This is a genomic window from Spongiivirga citrea, assembly GCF_010671565.1.
GTDB lineage: Bacteria > Bacteroidota > Bacteroidia > Flavobacteriales > Flavobacteriaceae > Spongiivirga > Spongiivirga citrea.
On record NZ_JAABOQ010000004.1, the window covers coordinates 279,430 to 298,243 of the forward strand.

Annotated in this window: 24 protein-coding genes; 10 read left to right on the plus strand and 14 right to left on the minus strand. The window is 35.8% G+C overall.

What is annotated here, in order from left to right; all coding sequences use genetic code 11:
• Positions 1–328 precede the first annotated feature (328 nt).
• Genes GWK10_RS10730 through GWK10_RS10745 form a run of 4 tightly spaced genes read left to right on the plus strand, consistent with a single transcriptional unit; the run spans position 329 to position 3,280 of the window.
• On the plus strand, positions 329–889 hold the full coding sequence (locus GWK10_RS10730) for an RNA polymerase sigma factor (protein WP_164032364.1): 561 nt from the start codon (positions 329–331) through the stop codon (positions 887–889).
• Positions 880–1,455 carry a hypothetical protein gene (locus tag GWK10_RS10735; RefSeq protein WP_164032365.1) on the plus strand — a complete coding sequence of 192 codons (576 nt, stop codon included), beginning with the start codon at positions 880–882 and terminating at the stop codon, positions 1,453–1,455. The genes GWK10_RS10730 and GWK10_RS10735 overlap by 10 nt, the downstream gene beginning before the upstream one ends.
• Positions 1,436–2,524, plus strand: coding sequence for a hypothetical protein (locus GWK10_RS10740; protein ID WP_164032366.1), 1,089 nt, complete (start codon positions 1,436–1,438; stop codon positions 2,522–2,524). Before GWK10_RS10735 ends, GWK10_RS10740 begins: the two co-directional genes overlap by 20 nt.
• Before the next feature lie 21 nt (positions 2,525–2,545).
• Complete coding sequence (locus GWK10_RS10745) at positions 2,546–3,280, plus strand: head GIN domain-containing protein (RefSeq protein ID WP_164032367.1); 735 nt, start codon at positions 2,546–2,548, stop codon at positions 3,278–3,280.
• Between the two features lie 258 nt (positions 3,281–3,538).
• Here GWK10_RS10745 and GWK10_RS10750 read toward each other — a convergent pair whose 3' ends face one another.
• Positions 3,539–4,843 (minus strand): MFS transporter, encoded by a 1,305-nt coding sequence (locus GWK10_RS10750; RefSeq protein WP_164032368.1) that lies wholly within the window; start codon positions 4,841–4,843, stop codon positions 3,539–3,541.
• 93 nt (positions 4,844–4,936) lie between these two features.
• Positions 4,937–5,755: a M48 family metallopeptidase gene (locus tag GWK10_RS10755; RefSeq protein WP_164032369.1), complete on the minus strand. Its 819-nt coding sequence runs from the start codon at positions 5,753–5,755 to the stop codon at positions 4,937–4,939.
• A 139-nt stretch (positions 5,756–5,894) separates the two neighbouring features.
• Between GWK10_RS10755 and GWK10_RS10760 the strand changes: the two genes are divergently transcribed.
• From GWK10_RS10760 to GWK10_RS10780, 5 genes are all read left to right on the plus strand, one after another.
• On the plus strand, positions 5,895–6,458 hold the full coding sequence (locus tag GWK10_RS10760; RefSeq protein ID WP_164032370.1) for a collagen-like protein: 564 nt from the start codon (positions 5,895–5,897) through the stop codon (positions 6,456–6,458).
• Between the two features lie 112 nt (positions 6,459–6,570).
• On the plus strand, positions 6,571–7,071 hold the full coding sequence (msrB, locus tag GWK10_RS10765) for a peptide-methionine (R)-S-oxide reductase MsrB (RefSeq protein ID WP_164032371.1): 501 nt from the start codon (positions 6,571–6,573) through the stop codon (positions 7,069–7,071).
• Positions 7,064–7,474: a peptide-methionine (R)-S-oxide reductase MsrB gene (msrB, locus tag GWK10_RS10770; protein WP_164032372.1), complete on the plus strand. Its 411-nt coding sequence runs from the start codon at positions 7,064–7,066 to the stop codon at positions 7,472–7,474. Before msrB (GWK10_RS10765) ends, msrB (GWK10_RS10770) begins: the two co-directional genes overlap by 8 nt.
• A gap of 1 nt (position 7,475) precedes the next feature.
• Complete coding sequence (locus tag GWK10_RS10775) at positions 7,476–8,495, plus strand: YncE family protein (protein WP_164032373.1); 1,020 nt, start codon at positions 7,476–7,478, stop codon at positions 8,493–8,495.
• A 9-nt stretch (positions 8,496–8,504) separates the two neighbouring features.
• Positions 8,505–9,056 carry a DUF1572 family protein gene (locus tag GWK10_RS10780; protein WP_164032374.1) on the plus strand — a complete coding sequence of 184 codons (552 nt, stop codon included), beginning with the start codon at positions 8,505–8,507 and terminating at the stop codon, positions 9,054–9,056.
• 33 nt (positions 9,057–9,089) lie between these two features.
• Here the strand turns inward: GWK10_RS10780 and GWK10_RS10785 are convergent, their stop codons facing one another.
• From GWK10_RS10785 to GWK10_RS10835, 11 genes are all read right to left on the minus strand, one after another.
• A complete protein-coding gene (locus GWK10_RS10785) occupies positions 9,090–9,461 on the minus strand; it encodes a VOC family protein (protein WP_164032375.1) in 372 nt (123 codons plus the stop codon).
• A gap of 34 nt (positions 9,462–9,495) precedes the next feature.
• A complete protein-coding gene (locus tag GWK10_RS10790; protein ID WP_164032376.1) occupies positions 9,496–9,822 on the minus strand; it encodes a hypothetical protein in 327 nt (108 codons plus the stop codon).
• Between the two features lie 8 nt (positions 9,823–9,830).
• Complete coding sequence (locus GWK10_RS10795; protein WP_164032377.1) at positions 9,831–10,199, minus strand: DoxX family protein; 369 nt, start codon at positions 10,197–10,199, stop codon at positions 9,831–9,833.
• Between the two features lie 95 nt (positions 10,200–10,294).
• Positions 10,295–11,053: a LytR/AlgR family response regulator transcription factor gene (locus GWK10_RS10800; RefSeq protein WP_164032378.1), complete on the minus strand. Its 759-nt coding sequence runs from the start codon at positions 11,051–11,053 to the stop codon at positions 10,295–10,297.
• A gap of 70 nt (positions 11,054–11,123) precedes the next feature.
• Complete coding sequence (locus GWK10_RS10805; protein ID WP_239540745.1) at positions 11,124–12,263, minus strand: amidohydrolase family protein; 1,140 nt, start codon at positions 12,261–12,263, stop codon at positions 11,124–11,126.
• A gap of 30 nt (positions 12,264–12,293) precedes the next feature.
• Entirely contained in the window at positions 12,294–12,626 is a 333-nt protein-coding gene (locus GWK10_RS10810; RefSeq protein WP_164032380.1) for a 2TM domain-containing protein, read from the minus strand.
• 27 nt (positions 12,627–12,653) lie between these two features.
• Complete coding sequence (locus GWK10_RS10815; RefSeq protein ID WP_164032381.1) at positions 12,654–12,962, minus strand: 2TM domain-containing protein; 309 nt, start codon at positions 12,960–12,962, stop codon at positions 12,654–12,656.
• A complete protein-coding gene (locus GWK10_RS10820) occupies positions 12,962–13,333 on the minus strand; it encodes a 2TM domain-containing protein (RefSeq protein ID WP_164032382.1) in 372 nt (123 codons plus the stop codon). Before GWK10_RS10820 ends, GWK10_RS10815 begins: the two co-directional genes overlap by 1 nt.
• Before the next feature lie 113 nt (positions 13,334–13,446).
• Positions 13,447–14,826 carry a 2TM domain-containing protein gene (locus GWK10_RS10825; RefSeq protein ID WP_204263121.1) on the minus strand — a complete coding sequence of 460 codons (1,380 nt, stop codon included), beginning with the start codon at positions 14,824–14,826 and terminating at the stop codon, positions 13,447–13,449.
• Between the two features lie 2 nt (positions 14,827–14,828).
• A complete protein-coding gene (locus tag GWK10_RS10830) occupies positions 14,829–15,458 on the minus strand; it encodes a hypothetical protein (RefSeq protein ID WP_164032383.1) in 630 nt (209 codons plus the stop codon).
• Positions 15,459–15,583: 125 nt separating this feature from the next.
• Positions 15,584–16,000, minus strand: coding sequence for a DUF2141 domain-containing protein (locus GWK10_RS10835; protein ID WP_164032384.1), 417 nt, complete (start codon positions 15,998–16,000; stop codon positions 15,584–15,586).
• 113 nt (positions 16,001–16,113) lie between these two features.
• Between GWK10_RS10835 and GWK10_RS10840 the strand changes: the two genes are divergently transcribed.
• Positions 16,114–16,614: a GNAT family N-acetyltransferase gene (locus tag GWK10_RS10840; protein WP_164032385.1), complete on the plus strand. Its 501-nt coding sequence runs from the start codon at positions 16,114–16,116 to the stop codon at positions 16,612–16,614.
• Here the strand turns inward: GWK10_RS10840 and GWK10_RS10845 are convergent.
• On the minus strand, positions 16,596–18,746 hold the full coding sequence (locus GWK10_RS10845; protein ID WP_164032386.1) for a TonB-dependent receptor: 2,151 nt from the start codon (positions 18,744–18,746) through the stop codon (positions 16,596–16,598). The genes GWK10_RS10840 and GWK10_RS10845 overlap by 19 nt on opposite strands.
• Between the last annotated feature and the right edge of the window lie 68 nt (positions 18,747–18,814).

Here is an 18,814-nt window from a genome sequence, read left to right on the forward strand (position 1 = left end):
CATTAATATCTATGGCTTTTTCATTTTATAAAATTAGTCTCTTGTTTGGTTAAAGCTTTCAAAACAGGCATATTCAATACACACGCTTACCAAACCTTCTTATAATAGGCAAAGGCTGTGCCAAATAGAAACTGACCCATTTCATCTGACAAATAAAAATATTTTGGTAAAAATCACGTAACACACATATTATCAGTTGTTTAAATTAACAAGGAGGCTTGTTTGCCCTATTGATAATGATATAATTATCTTTAAATATTCTTTTTTCTATTGGAAACTGTAACAAAGCAAAAAACAATTCATCTTTATTAACAAATAACCAAACTTTTTGAGCCAACAAAAGTTAAATATTGAGCAATTATTGCCATTGTGCATGACGGGTAATCAATCCGCACAAATGGAAATATACAACCGCTATTATAAAGCGATGTATAATACCGCTGTGCGAATTGTAAAAGACGTCGAAGAGGCCGAAGATGTAATGCAAGAATCATTTTTAAACGCGTTTACAAAGCTTGCATCTTTTAAAGGAGAAGTTACATTCGGAGCCTGGTTAAAGCGCATTGTAATAAACAACAGTATTTACCATTACAACAAACAAAAAAAGCACCAAAAAGTGTCTTTAGATGACAATGTAATGCAAAAGGTCGAAGATAACGAGGGCGTTGCTTCGGATGACATGATAACAAGCTTGAAGGCTCAAAAAGTATTGGAAACCATGAACAAGCTGAAAGATAATTACCGAGTTTCTTTGACCTTACATTTAATTGAAGGCTATGATTACGAAGAAATTAGTACAATAATGAATATTAGTTATGCTAACTGTCGCACAACGATCTCTAGAGCCAAAGAAAGTTTGCGAAAAAAATTAGTTGAAGTATGCGTTTAGATGATAACATGAATGAACTTTTTGACAATCTTAAAGGTGACTTCGATATAGAAGATCCTAAAGATGGTCACCAGCAACGGTTTTTTGATAAACTGAAAGGTTTAGACGAAAACAGTACCGCTGGCGAAGAAGAAGAAATTAAAGTAAGACGGTTAAATTGGAAAAAGCCATTTCTTATAGCTGCTTCTTTCGTAATAGTATTTGGATTGTATTTTGGCTTACAGAATACAAATACCGAAGCTGACCTTGCAGAAGTATCACCAGAAATGCAGCAAACCGAGATTTATTTCACTTCTTTAATCAATGAAGAATTAGAAAAAATTGAAGGTACTGTAGATGAACGCACTCAGCAAATATTTGATGACGCAAAAGAACAACTAAAACTATTAGAAAGCGATTACAGCCTGCTAAGCCAAGATATTATTGACAATGGTGCCGACAGACGCATTATAAGTGCAATGATAAGCAACCTAAAAAATAGAATAGAACTGCTTGAAAATGTATTAGAACAAATTGAAGCGGTAAAAAACCTTAACAATTTTGAAAATGAGAACACAATTATTTAAATCATTCCTTATCGCTCTACTGATACCAGTATTTGCCATTGCTCATAATGGTGGCTGGAAAGGAAAATACACTAAGGAAAAAAAGATAAAAAAAGAGTTTACCGTTAGTGCGAATGCTACTTTAAAGGTTAATAACAGCTACGGCCATGTAAATGTTACTTCATGGGATGAAAATCGTATCGTTATTGAAGTGCATGTAAAAACAAACGGTAATAACGAAGAAAAGGTACAGCGTAAACTTGAAGAGATCGACGTTAATTTTGAGGCTACCAACAGTCTAGTATCTGCTCGTACAATATTCAATAAGGATAAAAGTAGTTCATGGTGGAAATGGGCTAAGAACAACAATGTAAACATGCAAATTAACTATACCGTTAAAATGCCAGTTACTAACAATGCAAATCTTAATAATGACTATGGAAGTATTAGTTTAGATAGACTGGAAGGTGTAGCAACTATTAACTGTGATTATGGTAAAATCACCCTCGGTGATCTTATGGCAGATGGCAATTATTTAAACTTTGATTACACCTCTAAGTCCACTATCGGATATATGAAAAGTGGGAAGATCAGCGCCGATTATTCTGGATTTACATTAGACAAAACGGAGTCTCTGGTTATTAATGCAGATTACACATCTTCTACTATAGAACAAGCTAAAAACGTTGACTATAATTGCGATTACGGTTCTTTGAAAGTGAAAAATGTAGGAGATTTTAAAGGTAATGGGGATTATTTAACAACTCGACTAGGAACAGTTCATGGTGATGTTAGCATTAGATCTGATTACGGATCTGTTCGAATTGAAAAAATGGACAGCGATGCCGGAAGCATCGATATTAGATCAGATTATACCGGAATAAAAATAGGACATGTTTCTGATTATTATTTTGATTTTGAGATCAATTTAGAATATGCTGGACTTGGTGGAGATGATGATTTTGAGTTCTCTCGTAAAGTGGTTAAAAGCAGCGATAAATACTATGAAGGATACTACGGAAAAAAAGGAAGTGGTAATACAATAACAATAAATTCGGAATACGGAAGTGTTCGTTTCGAAAGACAATAACAACAATCAAATAACAATACAATGAAAAAATCAATCTTATTTTGTGCAGCTTTCGCACTGGCAATAACAACAGCAAACGCTCAATGGTGGGGCAATAATAAAGTAAAAGGAAATGGGGATGTGAAAACGGAAACCCGTAACACATCTGATTATGACCAAGTAAGGGTTGCAGGCTTTTTTGATGTAGAATTAGTTTCTGGTAATGAAGGTAAGATTACCGTAGAAGCCGAGTCGAACTTTATGGAACACATAATGACTGAGGTGAATGGTTCTTCACTTAAAATATATGTAGAAAAAGGAGTTAACCTAAGACCTACATGGAATAAAGGGATAAAAATTACTGTTCCTTTTGAAGATCTAGATATGGTAACCTTATCAGGTTCAGGTGATGTGGTGAGTAAGGCTGTGATTAAAGCAGCTAACTTTAAAACAAGTGTTTCTGGTTCAGGTGATGTTAATCTAGAATTAGATGTCAATTCACTTGAAGGAAAAGTAACCGGGTCAGGAGACCTAAGACTAAATGGTGCTACTAATGATGCTGAGTATTTCGTTACTGGATCAGGAGACATTCACGCCTTTAGTGTAAAAGCGCAAGATGTAAGCGCAAAAGTAACGGGTTCTGGTGACATTAGAGCTCATTGTGATGGCTACCTAACCGCTAGAATTACAGGTTCAGGAGATATTAGGTATTCAGGAAACCCGAAAAAAGAAGACAGTAAAGTAACAGGTTCTGGAGATATTGAAAGAGCTAATTAACAATATGTCAGATCGAGTGTTTTTAGTTTAACGATAGTTAAATTAAAAATGTATCGAGATCATTTTAAATCTGCTGATTGACTAGGTTCTCGATACATTTTTTCTTTCGTGCCTCATAAAAAACACTCGAACAGACAGTTATTTTCATCAATCAATACAATCATCAATCAATACCTGCGTTATTAAAACGTATTAGGGAGTAAACCAATCATAAAATACTTTACCGAAACCCTGTTTTTTGAGGCAAAACAGGGTTTTTTATGCTTTTACTTGTCTTGGAACTCTAAAAAGTAATAGCATCCCAATCAAGAAGAATAATCCCAAAAAGATAATCGAATTTCGCATCGAACCCGTTATTTGGGCCACAATACCATATAGTAACATACCGATCACAATTCCGATTTTTTCGGCCACATCATAAAAACTAAAGAAAGAAGTAGTGTCCTCGGTTTCTGGCAAAAATTTAGAGTATGTAGACCTCGAAAGTGCTTGAATTCCTCCCATAACCAAACCAACAACTCCTGCAGTCATATAAAAATCTAATGGTGTAGTCACGAAATATCCCGCAATACATATACCTATCCAGACCATATTCACATAAATCAATGTTTGGATATTTCCGATTCGTTCTGATAGTTTTGAAGTCAATGTTGCGCCAATGATAGCTACCAACTGAATTAGTAAAATACTTACAATAAGGCCCTGCGTTCGCTCATCACCTGATCCCCAATTAATATCTTCTTCACCAAAGTAAGTCGCCACCAGCATAACCGTTTGAACAGCCATACTATATATAAAAAACGCTACTAGGTATCTTTTCAATCTAATGTCATCAGTAAGAGAATTGTAGACCATTTTTAACTCTTTAAAGCCATTAAACAGTACGTTGTTTAATGAACCTTCTGATTTGGTGCCTTTTGGCATATGTTTAAAAGTGTATTGCGCAAATCCCATCCACCATAATCCCACCATAATAAAGGAGATTTGTGTTGGTGCCGCGGCACTTTCAAAACCAAACAATTCAAACTTTAAGATCATTACCAGGTTGACCAATAGCAAAATCACACTACCTATATATCCTAAAGAATATCCTTTCGCACTTAAAGCATCATGTTGTTCAGGGTAAGCAATGTCAGGTAAATACGAATTGTAAAATGCAAAACTGGTCCAAAAACCAACTAATGCCAAAAAATAACAGAGTAAGCCGAAGTAGATATATTCTAAAGAAAAGAAATAAAGCCCGATACAGGACAATGCACCCAGATAGGTAAAGAACTTCATAAAGCCGCGTTTATTCCCAATATAATCGGCAATTCCCGCTAATAATGGTGTAATAAATGAAACAACAAGAAATGCCGCCGCAGTAACATAACTTATTAGCGGAGCTCTTTCGATCATCCCTCCAAATACTGCTATTTTATCAATGCCAGCATCGCGAAATAAAGCACCATAAAAAATCGGAAAAATAGCAGAAGAAATAATGAGGTTATAAACTGAAATAGACCAGTCAAAAAACGCCCAAGCATGCAGCAGTTTTTTACTCCCCTTTTCTAAAGAAGGCATAAAGTATTTTGTTTGTTATCTAGTTGCCAAACAATATAAGTCAATTTTTAATGCTAGCACCAACTAATCTGATAAAGCACTTAAATACTAATTCTAATTACTTCTAAAGGTTGTTACCCCAAACTTTTTAGCCTCTGCCTTAGCTTGAGGTGCTAAAGCAGTCAAATTAGCAATACGTGAATCACTACTTGGATGCGTGCTCAAAATTTCTGGTGGCGCTTGTCCTCCGCTTTTTGCCTTCATACGTCTCCATAATTCCGCACCTTCATCAGGATTATAGCCAGCAATTGCCATTAAGGTAAGACCAATAGCATCGGCTTCACTTTCATGGCTTCGACTAAAGGGTAACATAAACCCTACCTGGCTTCCTACACCGTATACTTGATTAAATAATTGTCGGTTTTTTTCATTCTTAGCAAAAGCAACATTTCCTGCAACTCCAAGTAATTGCTGCCCGGTACCAGCAGTCATTCGCTGTGCGCCGTGATTGGCAAGTGCATGAGCTATTTCATGTCCCATGACCACTGCCACTCCAGTTTCGGTTTGGGTTACAGGCAATATTCCTGTATAAAAAACAATTTTACCTCCTGGCATACACCAAGCATTTAACTGGTCATTATTAACTAGATTATATTCCCATCGATAATCGGTCAAATAACCTTGCTGTCCTAGCGCATTCAACCAACGCTCAGCAGCTATCGCCATACGTTGCCCTACTCTCTTAATCATTTCGGAATCTTCTGTGCCAGTAACAACATTATTTTCATTTAAAAATTGATCGTATTGCTGAAAAGCCATGGGAAACAATTGATTATTTCCGTACATACTAATATATTGTTTTCCCGTAAACGGATTCGTTTTACATGCTGATACTATGAAAAAAACAATGGCTAAGGTGACTACTCGTTTCATATTACTAATAATTGGTTGTGTTAAAGTTACAAAAACTGAATAGTATTTAACATTTCCCATATTCATTTTATTTTTTACAAAAAATAATTTTTGGAATAGTTATTGATTTACCTTCATCATCATATTAAAATTCAATCAGATGAAGAACGTATTAAAAACAGTATTTGCCCTTTCAGTAATATTATTTGTTTCATGCGAAGGACCAGAAGGACCTCCAGGTTTCGATGGGCTTGATGGGCGAGATGGAGTAAATGGGCTTGACGGAGTTAATGTAACTGGACAAATTATTGAAATTGAAGGTACCTTTAACGCAGCAAATGATTATCGCATTTTTTATGAGTTCCCTCAATCTATCGAGGTTTTTGAGACAGATGTTGTTTTGGTTTACCTACTTTTTGATGAAGTAGATCTTACTGATGGAAGTACTGCCGATCTCTGGAGGTTATTGCCACAAACAAGAATAATCGATCAAGGCTTATTGCAGTATAACTATGAGCATACATTTATTGATGTCGATATTTTCTTAGAATCAGATTTCGACCTATCAACTCTTCCTGCAGGAGATACTGATAATCAAATTTTTAGAATTGCTGTAATACCAGCTGATGAAATATCCAGTGGACGAATTGATCCAGATACTTTAGGAAAGACATTAAATTCTATCAATATGGAGGAATCTAAGATCAAAGAGATTACTTTTTAAGCAATCCACGCGCAAATAAACAATTAAGACCGTAAGGTTTTTACATAAATCAAGTCTATTCTAAGTATCTTTATGACACTTTAGAATAGACTTTTTTAATTAAAATTGATATATGAAAAAATCATCTTTATTAGTACTTCTTAGCCTTTTCTTATTCGGATGTAATGGGAATGCACAAAAGAAGGATACTACACAGGCTAAAGAAGAGATCGTTTATGCTGTTACCAAAACTGATGCAGAATGGAAGGCTGCTTTAACCGATAAACAGTATTACATTCTACGTAAAGCGGGAACTGAACGTCCTTTTACGAGCGAATTGCTAGACAATAAAGAAAAAGGCACCTATGTATGTGCTGCTTGCGCTACCCCATTATTTAAAAGTGAAAACAAATTTAAATCTGGTACCGGGTGGCCAAGTTTTGATCAAGAAATTGAAGGTAATGTTGCCTATGATACCGATTATAAAGTAGGTTATGCTCGGACTGAAGAACATTGTGCTACCTGTGGAGGGCATTTGGGTCATGTTTTTAATGACGGACCAAGAGCAACGACGGGAAAAAGACACTGTATTAACGGCGCGGCGCTAAAATTTATTCCAGAAAAAGATGAGTAACGAGAAATATCCTGTTCAAAAAACAGAAGAAGAATGGAAACAACAGCTAAACGCTGAGGAATATTCCGTATTACGAAAAAAAGGAACCGAACGCCCTTTTACAGGAAAATATAACTCGCATTATGATGCTGGCACCTATTCCTGTAAAGGCTGCGACACCAAACTATTTGAAAGCGATAGCAAATTTGACAGTGGCTGTGGTTGGCCTAGTTTCGATGAATCAATTGAAGGTACAGTTGAATATATTCGAGACACTACACACGGCATGATTCGCACCGAAATTGTATGTGCTAATTGCGGAAGTCATCTTGGTCACGTTTTTAATGATGGACCAACGAATACCGGACAACGCTATTGCGTTAATTCATTGAGTATTGATTTTGAAACACCAACCGATTCATAAAATGCGAAGATTAATCATTTTAGTCCTTTTATTGTCCACCTTTATTGCCAAAGCTCAAGAAGGCACCTTAGTTGTACTCAATAAATCCGATCATACAGTCGATCTTATTGATCTACAAACTCAAAAAAGTAAGGCCACAATACCAACAGGAATAGGGCCGCATGAGGTAGCTATTTCGCCCGACCATAAAACTGCGGTTATCACCAATTATGGTGACCGAAGCGAACCAGGAAAATCATTAACAGTTATTGATATAGCTAATAAAAAGGTAGTTAAAACCATTCTATTAGAGTATAAGGCACCACATGGGATTGAGTTTATAAATACTGGCAACGTATTGGTGACATGTGAAGGCAGTAAAAAATTAATTCAGGTCAATATCAACCTTGGACGTGTTATGAAAACCATAGACACCAGCCAAGAAACCAGTCATATGGTTGCATATTCGCCTAAAATGAATAGAGCTTTCGTAGCCAATATAAGATCTAATAGTGTTTCGGTAATCGATTTGGATAAGAATAAACTAGACAGCATACTTAAAACGGGTAAAGGAGCTGAAGGAGTTGCATTATCCGCTGATGGAAATGAGGTTTGGATAACCAATAGATCAAACGACAATGTTTCTATTATTGATGTAAAAACGCTCGAGACCAAAAAGGAGATCGTTTCTACGAAATTCCCGATACGAGTAAAAACAACAACCGACGGGAAATATGCCTTAGTATCGAACGCACAAACTGGCGATGTCAATGTGTTTGATGCAAAGACAAAGCAACTGCTAAAAACCATTTCAATGAATATTACAGTAGAGGAAAAAGAAGCTTCTCGTCTATTTCAAGATTTTGACAAGAGCCCAGTTCCTGTTGGTATTCTTATTCACCCGAACAATAAAATAGCATTCGTCGCAAATACAAATGCCGACATTATTACTATTATCGACCTTACTACAATGGAAGTTTCTGGTCGACTTACGGCGGGTAAAGAACCGGATGGCTTGGGTTACTCTAATATCAAACTATAAAGCCCTTATATGAGCAGTTATCTATCAAGTGCTGAAAAACAGTTCGCGTATTATAAGTTGTTAGGTGAAAAAGTAATCGAACGTCTCGATGAAACACAGCTGCATTGGCAACCTAATGACGATACAAATAGTGTGGCGCTATTGGCCAAACATATGGCCGGAAATATGAAGTCGCGTTTCACTAATTTTTTAACTGAAGATGGGGAAAAGACCTGGCGAAAACGAGATACCGAATTTGAAGACACTATAAAAGATAAATCCCATTTACTAGTTGTTTGGGAAGCAGGTTGGCAGTGTGTTTTCGATGCTATCGATCCGCTAACGGATAGTCAATTAGAGGAACTGGTTTATATTCGGAATGAAGGCCACACCGTAATCGAGGCACTTAACAGACAACTTAACCATTATGCCTATCACGTTGGTCAAATGATATTTATTGGGAAGCAACTTTTAGGCCCAAAATGGGAATCCTTATCAATCCCAAAAGGGCAATCGGAAGCATTTTTTCAGGAGAAAATGGCGCAAGCCAAAGGAAAACGGCATTTTACTGATAATAAATAAACCTACAAGGATCGTTGCTCATAACCTTCCAGGTTAAACGTGCTGATCGATTAAGATTACATTTCCATCTGGATCGGTCATTGTAAAACTAGCTGGACCGCTTGTACCCTCTTCAATATCTTTTGAAACTTCTATTCCTTTCGATTTTAATTCCTTTTGTATATCGCGGGCATCATCAAAGGACTCCAGTTTATTCGCACTTTGATCCCATCCTGGATTAAAAGTCATGATATTTCCTTCAAACATACCTTGAAAAAGTCCGATCAGATGTTCCTCGTTTTTCATTATCAGATAATTCTTTTCAATTTGACCAGCATAAACGGTAAAACCTAGTTTCTCATAAAACTCCTTAGATATATGAATATCCTTAACTGCTAAACTGATGGAAAATGCTCCTAATTTCATAATTATTGGTGTTAGGTTGGTTGTTATTCTATTCTTACTTCGGTTCTAGGCTCATGACATAATCATAACTTTCATTCATATACTTCGCCACAATATCATGATCTTTGAGCATAGCGTCAGGAATAAGTATATAGCCTTTCATAGTAGCGCCATATGATTTATAGAGTGTAGTATTTAACTCCATTAAATATTTTTCTTGCACTTCTTTTGAAAAACGAATTCCGACCTCACCAGCTTTGTTTAGCAGTGTAAACATATAGCCATTGGCAGAGGTATAGATCATCGATTTTCCTTTTCGTTCAAACCGAGGACATTTATCGACTATTGCGTCATATAGTTTCAATTTTTCTTCCCAAGTCATTCCTGAAGTTATTTTTTAGACCCTTTATAAATCCACCACCCTAATGCAATAACAATAAATTGGATAACTAGTCTAATTGTAGCTGCAGTTTTTGAACCAACGGCTGGTGCTTCTTTTGTTAAATCCCAAATATGTATTGGTAAGAAGATCAGCATCAGTATAGCAAAACCTAGTCCTCCCCATTTCTGATACTTTGGAATGATCAGCAAAACACCAACTACCAGTTCGGTAATTGCAGCTAATATATTGGCAACATTTTCCGGTACAAAATCCGGAATCATTGGTGCGTAAAACTCTGGGTTTGCAATGTGGTTATAAGCTCCAAAAAGCAAGAACAGCCCGAAAATTATAGCTATAATCTTTCTAAAAATATTCATGATTGGTTGGTTTAGTATACTTAAATGTATGGAATTTTTAATTTTCCATTCTTAAAACCTTCAGTTAAACCATATCTCGAATCATGCGTAGCTAATTACTCTAACCATAATTTAAAGTCTTTTACTCTTTCTCTAGCTACAATAACTTCTGTCTCCTTATAGCTGTTCAATTTCAATTGTAAGCGACTATTGGTATATGAAATGATGTCCTTAATTGCATTAATGTTAATATAGAATTTTCGACTTATTCGGAAAAAGGTGGCCGGTTCCAGCTCATTTTCCAGGTTTTCAAGACTTGTATCCAGCAGATAGTTTCGGCCATCAACGGTATGGGCGTAGGTCCCTTTATTTTCACTATAAAAGCACTCTATCTCATCGACAGCGATCATTTTTAAATGCTGTCCAATTTTTACAGTAAATCGTTTTTTATAATCACGCTCAACAGGACTTGCGCTAAGTAGCTTTTTGATATCCTCGAAGTTAAGCTTGACATTCTGGTCTTTTGGAGCCTGAGATTTAAACTGCTCTACTGCATGAGAAAGCTCTTCATCATCAATTGGCTTTAAGAGATAATCGACACTATTTAGTTTAAAAGCTTGTAATGCATACTCATCAAAAGCTGTTGTAAAAATAATTGAACTATCCACTTTAACAGCATCAAAAATCTCAAAAGACAAGCCATCGCTGAGTTGAATATCTAAAAAAATCAGATCAGGGTGGGTGTTTTTTTGAAACCAGTCGATCGATTCTTCAACTGAATGTAGCATTTGACTGACATTAACCCCAAGCTTTTCAAGCATTCTGTTTAATCGTCTAGCAGCAGGTTTTTCGTCTTCAATAATAAGTACGTTCATTATTTAAAATTCCAAAATTTAAATTCCAAATTCCAAAAAGACATTTTGAAAATGGAATTGTGGTTAGTTGTTATCGTTTTACTTTTTTACCAGCTTTCCAGATGGTATTGATTTTCTCAATATCTTTTATATTCTTCATCGGATTGCCATCTAACATGATCATATCGGCAATAAAACCTTCTTTTATATAACCTAGTTTATCCATTTCAAACTTATCCGCGGGCAATGACGTCGCTGACCGAAGTGCATCTATATTTGGGATACCGGCCTCAGAGAAAAAGATGATCTCTTTGTATAGGTCCGTTCCCATATTAATTCCCGCATTAGGAGGATCTGTTCCTGCTAAAATGGGTATTCCTGCATCGTATAATCGTTTTACCTCTTCTTTATACCAGGCTAGTTTTTTTAAGGCAACTTCCTCCGTTTTCTTTGCCATTGCCGTTACTGCTTTATAACCAACCAAGATTGTTGGTATTACGAAGAAATCGCCGTTAGCTAATTCTGCGATCTGCCCATCACTCATTTTTTCATCTCTCCAGATATGTACTAGACCATCAGCACCCGACCGAAACACTTTGTAACCGTCTTTCATTTTAGAAACATGAACCACTACTTTCTTATCATGACTTTTTGCTTCTTTTATAATAGCAGCGACCGTTTCATGATTTAAAGTTGCACGCCATGGCTCTACAATAATTTTAATATGATCTACCTTAGCCTTGACGCGATCAGCGACCCATTGCTTTGCATCTTCTGGCTTTTCTAAAGTTGGAACGGGAAAGCCAAATTGCGTACCATGTCCTTCTGGCGCAGTAGCAGCATAACCTGCAACGCGATAACGAGCGTAATTGGTGCTGTGTTTAAAGTTTTTCATCATTTGCTGAAAAGTTTCAGCTCCAGCCATATCAAGAACATTAAGAACACCTGCTTTGGCTGCTTCGTTTAACAGTGCAGGCATCCAGGCATGAACATGTGTATTGGTCATTCCCGGCATTAAAAACTTTCCATCACCATCTATGACTGGTAAATCTGTTTTAATTCGTTTCTTGATCTTGGTGATCATGCCGTTTTCGACCAATACCGAAGTTTTTTTAATAACCTCATCTCCGGTAAAAACAGTAGCGTTTTTTACAACAAAATGATCTTGTGCTTTCAAGAAAGTTACTGTACTTAGCAGAACAAGTACAATAAATATTTTGGTTGGTTTCAATGGTTTAATAGTGATTAACATTAGTTGTTCTTATTCAAATCTTTTAAAGTTCTCAAACTCTTCTTTTTCCTCTTTCATTAACTGGTCTATCTTGCGTTTTTCCCAACTTCTCAAAAAGTTGGTCCCACCTAAACCAAAAACCCATAACCCGTGAACAAGCAATCCAATACCCCAACCAATAGGAGTTGTCAAATAACTCCAACCTGATAAATCCTCATCTGGCACAAATCGATGTTCCACAATATAGTGTGCCACAGCAATAAATATATTGACTAAAACATAGACCACTGCATGGGAATAAAAACCCTTTATATCCTTGACGCGCTTTTCTGCGCGCTCTAATTTTTTATTATAATTATCCATAATACTTTAGTTTATTGAACTCTTTGTTTATTCAACAAAGGTTTCTTTATTCATTAGATCTTTAATTTTTCGATCTTCCCATTTAGACAACTTAAATACATATATGTAATGCATTATTAGGCCAATACCCCAAGCTAGTGGAGCGATCCAGTATCCTATTCCGTAATGATTAAGACCAAAATATCCGTTCGTATCCATCCAATAGTTAACCCCAAGTAATACGGAGTTATTCAATAAATACACCATAAAATGTGTATAAAAACCTTTTATTGCCTTAACTCTTACTAATGTGCGATCAACTTTTTGCTGCGTAAGCCTTTCCTCTATCAACTCCATTATTCCCACCAGTTACGTTCGCTATCCTTTCGCTTTACATCAGTTTCTCTTCTCTTAGAATCGGATTCTTTTTTCCTAGTATCTACATTTTCATCCTCATTCATCAATTCCTTGATTTTGCGCTCTTCCCAGTTTCTACCAAATATCATTTCGGCTCCAAATGTCTTTCCGGCATCAATTGCAACTCCAAGTCCCCAAAATCCTGCTACCCACAAAAACCAAGGGTTTCTAAATTCATTTGTGTAATAATTTATGGCTGCAAAAAACACCATGAATATTAAGTAAGTTCCAAGTTTTCCATAGAACTTTTTCAATTTCGCCACGCGTTCTTTTGCTCGAATATATTTGTTCTCTTCTCCTAAATTTTTCATTGCTATCATCTTAGCTCGTTTTTTGATTACAGTACTAAATTCGCATAATCATAAAACATTTTCAAAGTTAGTTTGACCAATTGTCAGTTTTGAACACCGAATTGTAAGAACGCCTAAAAATCATTGTCATTCATCAATTCTTCTATCTTCTTTCGCTCCCAATTTTTACCTAAAATGGGATTGTAACCAAATGCTTCCATAGCATGTCCAGCAACCCCAATACCCCAACCAAAAATTGGGAAAATCGCCCAGGGAAAACTAGTTGAAATCCAATTCATCCATATAAAAAATGGTACCATAATTAGGTAAATTGCAAAATGAATATAAAATTCCTTAATAGCTTTCACACGCTCCTTAACACGTTGATATTTTTTGTCTTCTAAATATGTTTCTTGTGTTTTCATGACTTTTCGTTGTTTTGTAAGCATAGGAATTGCTACCGCAAATTCTGTTGCTGATTGATTGATTTTTACTTCTCTATCAGTTAGCAGTGCATACCGCTGTCTGATATTTTCTAAGCCAACTCCACTACTCTTTTTTACCACTTGTTTCGGTTGCAGGTTGTTTTGTATGATTAGTACACCTTGCTTTTCAAAAATCTTAATATGGAGTTTTTTTGATGGCGTTACTATATTATGCTTCACAGCATTTTCTAATAATAGTTGTAGCGATAGTGGCACCACTTTGGCTTCTGGATTGCTACTTTTTTCAGGAATATCGATTATGATGCTGTCTTCAAATCGCATTTTTATAAGAGACATATATAAACGCGCGAACTTCAGTTCTTCATCTACTGTTACTAGTTCCTTATTTTTTTGCTCGAGTACATATCTGTATACTTTTGAAAGCGCTGTGGTAAAACGTTCGGCTTGATCTGGGTTTTCATGTATCAAACTTGTCAATACGTTTAAACTATTGAATAAGAAATGAGGATCTAACTGGTTCTTTAAAGCATCAAATTGAGCAGATGCAGTACGCGCAATAATTTTTTGTTCTTTTACCTTTTCGCTTCTTTTTGAATCACGATAAAAAATGAAATAAAATATAATTGTAATCGTAGTCGAAACGATGATAGAAAATAAATATTCATTAAATGATTGTGCCCTTACCGCTTCGATAAAGCTATAATCCAGCCTAATTACATAAAGTGCGATATTAAGTATAAAAATGGTGATCAGAGTCACTACTATTGACAATGGTATCGCTATTGCCAAACGCTTTTTTGTAAAGAGCTCCTTCCCATACCGCTTGATTAATGCTAAAATGACTACCATATTAGCCATGTAAAGCCCAACTGAATATATTTGATTAATGATGAATCGGGAAACTATTTCTTTGTTGTATTCTACTTTGACACCAAAAAAATAACTTATATCTCCTCCCCAATCCCAGCTATAACCATTCATATAATTAATAACCCAATTCAAGGCAAAAACTCCTACACCAATAAAAAAAGCTTTGGAAAAATGTGATCTAAAAGTTTTTAAGGTCATAATTATTTACATGATTTTAGCACTTCTTCTGCTCGGTCTTTACCCCAACTAGGATGCATTGTACTTTCTGCTTTAAAGGTAGCAAAAAGTTCTAGTGAACGTTCCACGTCTTTACAATAAGGTTCGGTCGATTGACCAAAGTATTTAGCCGATCCCATATCCCACTCAGCCTTAGATAAAACAACTCTTGGGTTTTCTGGTGCAAGTTCAAATGCCTTTTTATATAATTCTGCATTCTTCATACTCAATGTCATTCCGTAAGTAGCTCCATCATATGCAATCCATGCAGTATTAATCGTTGCCTTAATAATCAGGATTTCAGGATTGTTAGGCGAGATTAATTCAGCTTCTTCGATATGTTTTTTAGCTCTTTCTAACTGCAGGGTAAGCTTTTCTTTGTCCGTCACACCAAAAGAATATAGAGCGTTGATCATGGCTATGTAATAATGCGGTAACCATTCTTCTGATTCCACTTCAGTAATACGCTCAAACATATTTGATGATTCAAATGGTTTTTGTGCTCCCCAAAGTTCTAAAGCCTTTTTCATTCCTTGTTCATACTTAGACTGTGCATTCGTTTGCGAAATGCTCCCTAAGGCTAAAGCGACTAATAAAATTACTATTCTGGTCATTTTTAATTGATTTTAAAAGGTTAATTGAACACTACAAACTTCGCAAGGATATGTTAGTCGTCACAAAGTGAATTACCGAATTGTAATATCGGCTTACTGAGTTGTTGTTTCTACTAGATTGCTGATTAAAGTTTTATTGGTATTGTAATCGACTCTTTACCCAAAGTGAACTTAGCGTCTTTGTATTTGGGTGGCCCCATAAAGCCTTTCGCCTGGTTAGAACATGCATTATCCTCCTTAGGAATTCCCATAAAATTAGTATCCAGCTTGTTATTATCATTTTCATCATGAAAAATAGAAACCGCATATTCACCATATGGAATATCCTTAAAAATTACCTGACATTTTCCATCCACTGGTTTTGCCATAGTACCTTTATAGGTTTTCTTTAAAAAGCTAGCTTCAGAATCGTATAGGCCGATTAGCACTTTACCCTCATCGGAAGACGCATTGATGACATTCACCTTTATCGATCCTGCTTCTTGTGCATGACCTATTGAAAACGCTATTAATAAGAAACTAATCAGTATTACTTTTTTCATGATCTTGTTTTATTTTGATTTCTTTACTCAAAGATGTTCCTAAAACATAAGTTTTTGTAATCTTGTTTACCGAATTGTAGATTTTAAGATCTGAACTGTTTCAATCTTTATTAATGAAACCCTTTTTCCAAACAAAACGTCTAAGTATTCGTCAATTGACTAAAGATGATTTTATATTGTTTCACAAAATGCAGAGTGATGTCAATGTCATGAAGCATGTTACTGGTTTTGCTTTTTCAAAAGAAGAAAATGAGAAAGACCTTAACAATGTTATTTCTTGCTACAGCAAAAAAGAAAATAACTTCTGGGTTTGGGCGATTGATTTTGAAAATCGTTTTATAGGTACTTGTGCCATTGTAGAAAATGAAAAACAGGAATGGGAAATTGGTTATCGCTTTTTACCCGCTTTTTGGCAAAAAGGCTTTGGCACCGAAGCAGCCAAAGCCCTTATAGAAATTGCATTTACTAAAATGAATATTCAAACACTTGTAGCCTATGCCGATAAGGAAAATGTCGCTACAGTGCGTATACTTGATCGCTTATTCAACTTTGTAAAAGAAGAATGGAACGAAAAAGACCAGTGCATTGATCGTATTTATAAATTATCTAGCTGATTGCTACTTTTATCGGTGCTAATCGTCCAGAAGAAACCAACAAAAAAGAATTGATCTGCATTGGGTCGTCGTGCTTGTCTTTCAAAAACTCCATTCATATTTGGTGTATTAGCATAATCATATCCAAAAACATTTCTTGTTCCTAAAACATTATTGATTGAGAAGTATAATATTTTTTGCTGGCTTATCAAATAGGCCCAATTAATACTAAGACTATTAAAGTTTTTTGTTTTGGCTGCCAAAAACTCATCGGTATTTCGATCAGTATACGTTCTTCCTGTGGCAAATGTATGGCTAAAACCAACCTGCGATCGTAGTTTTTCCACCCACCATTTACCTACTAAAGATATATTATGTTCCGATGAAAAGTTAGGTATTGCTCGCTGCGGATAGTTTCTGTAATCGCGCTCTGTATCTAAATACGAATAGCTTAACCAGTACTCGAAGTTTTTAATTGATTTTCCATCGCGCCAAAACAAATCTAATCCCGTTGCATAACCATCGCCATTATTGTTGAAATTACTAGTAGCAATAGGAAAATCATCATCAAACTTCACCAGATTATCATATTCCTTATGAAATAGTTCTGCCCTTAAAATTCTTCTTTCCTTGCTGTATTGGTAATTCAACAAATAGTGTGTTGCTTTTTCTGCTTCTAAGGTATTGGTGAGCTTTAGATATTCATTTAATGGGTTTTGGTAGAAATCACCATACGCCAATGAAAATTGCGAACTATCTCCGGTTTTATATGCTACTGACAATCTGGGTGACACGTACCACTTATCCTGATCTTGAGCATACTCTGCTCTAATTCCGGGCTTAAAGGCAAAATCATTAGAAATAAATATATCGGCTTCGGCGAAACTACCCCAAAGGTCATTTTCAAATGATGTTGTAAAACTTGCATTAGGATCAGAAAATTTTTCTTTAAAACGAGTAATAAAATACTCCGTACCAAAACTAAGCTTTACTTTACTCGTAAAACCTTTCTTAACCTTCGCCTTAACATGAATGGAATTTTCATCGCCCTTCACCTTAGCTTCATCAATTAAAATATTGGTATTATCATTTGTATAACTTAGCCCCGTTTGTAAGGTCCAATCATTATCAAAAAAGTATTTCAAACTTCCATTCAAATAGGAATTCCTGTTTGTTAATGAGAATCGAAACCCTTCAGGAAAGTTGATATTGTCTTGTAGTAAATCGAAATTAGAATAGTCGGTAGCGGCATATAGTTTTAAAATTCCATTCTCGTATTTCTGACGAAACACCGCTTCTCCCGCAAGCCCTTCATATGGTTTATTCCATGTATCCCTACTTTGTGTTATCGAAATGTAAGGAGCCAAATTGATATAGGAAGCATTGACGCTCACTGAATTATTTTTCCATTTTTTAGTATGCCCTACTCCACCACCAACAGTCATCAAAGAGATATCCGTTTTATCTTGGTCTGGCTCGTCAATAGTATTTAATTGAAGAACTCCTGAAAGCGCCTGACCGAACTCAGCTGAATAACCCCCAGTAGAAAAACTAATTCCTTTAAACAGGAAAGGTGAATATCTACCTCTAGTGGGAATGTTATTTGATGTTGGTGTAAAAGGGGTAAAAACGCGTACCCCATCTATAAATATCTGTGTTTCCTCTGCGCCTCCTCCACGAACAAAAAGCCGACCATCCTCAGCAACCGCAGAGGTGCCAGGTAAGGTTTGTAATGCACCCACGAAGTCACCTAAAGCACTTGCAGTAGTTACGACATCTAAGGGTTTTAAAACAGATACTTTTGAATTATCTCCCGCTTCAAAAGTTCCCGCTGAAAGCGTAACCCCGGTCAGTGTGTTGATAGCCTCTTTGAGCTGTATCTTTACATCAGTTATGGTATTCACTTCAGCAACTAATTCAAAAGTTTCGAATGATATATAAGATATCACAAGCGTCTGCGTACCAACTTCGCTGGTTGTAAAACTAAAAGTTCCATCTTGTATTGTCGAACTACCATCGTAGGTTCCTTTTAAATAAACGTTAGCTCCTTCAATAGGAACCATTCGTTTATCAGTAACGGTACCAGTTATAGTAACTTGGGAAAAAGAAAAACTGGTAACAACCAGTAGCATTAAACTTAAAAATGATTTCATTATGATTATTTTGATTGATGATTCAAAAGTCCATTGAAACCAATCTAAATACCAACTTATATGACCAA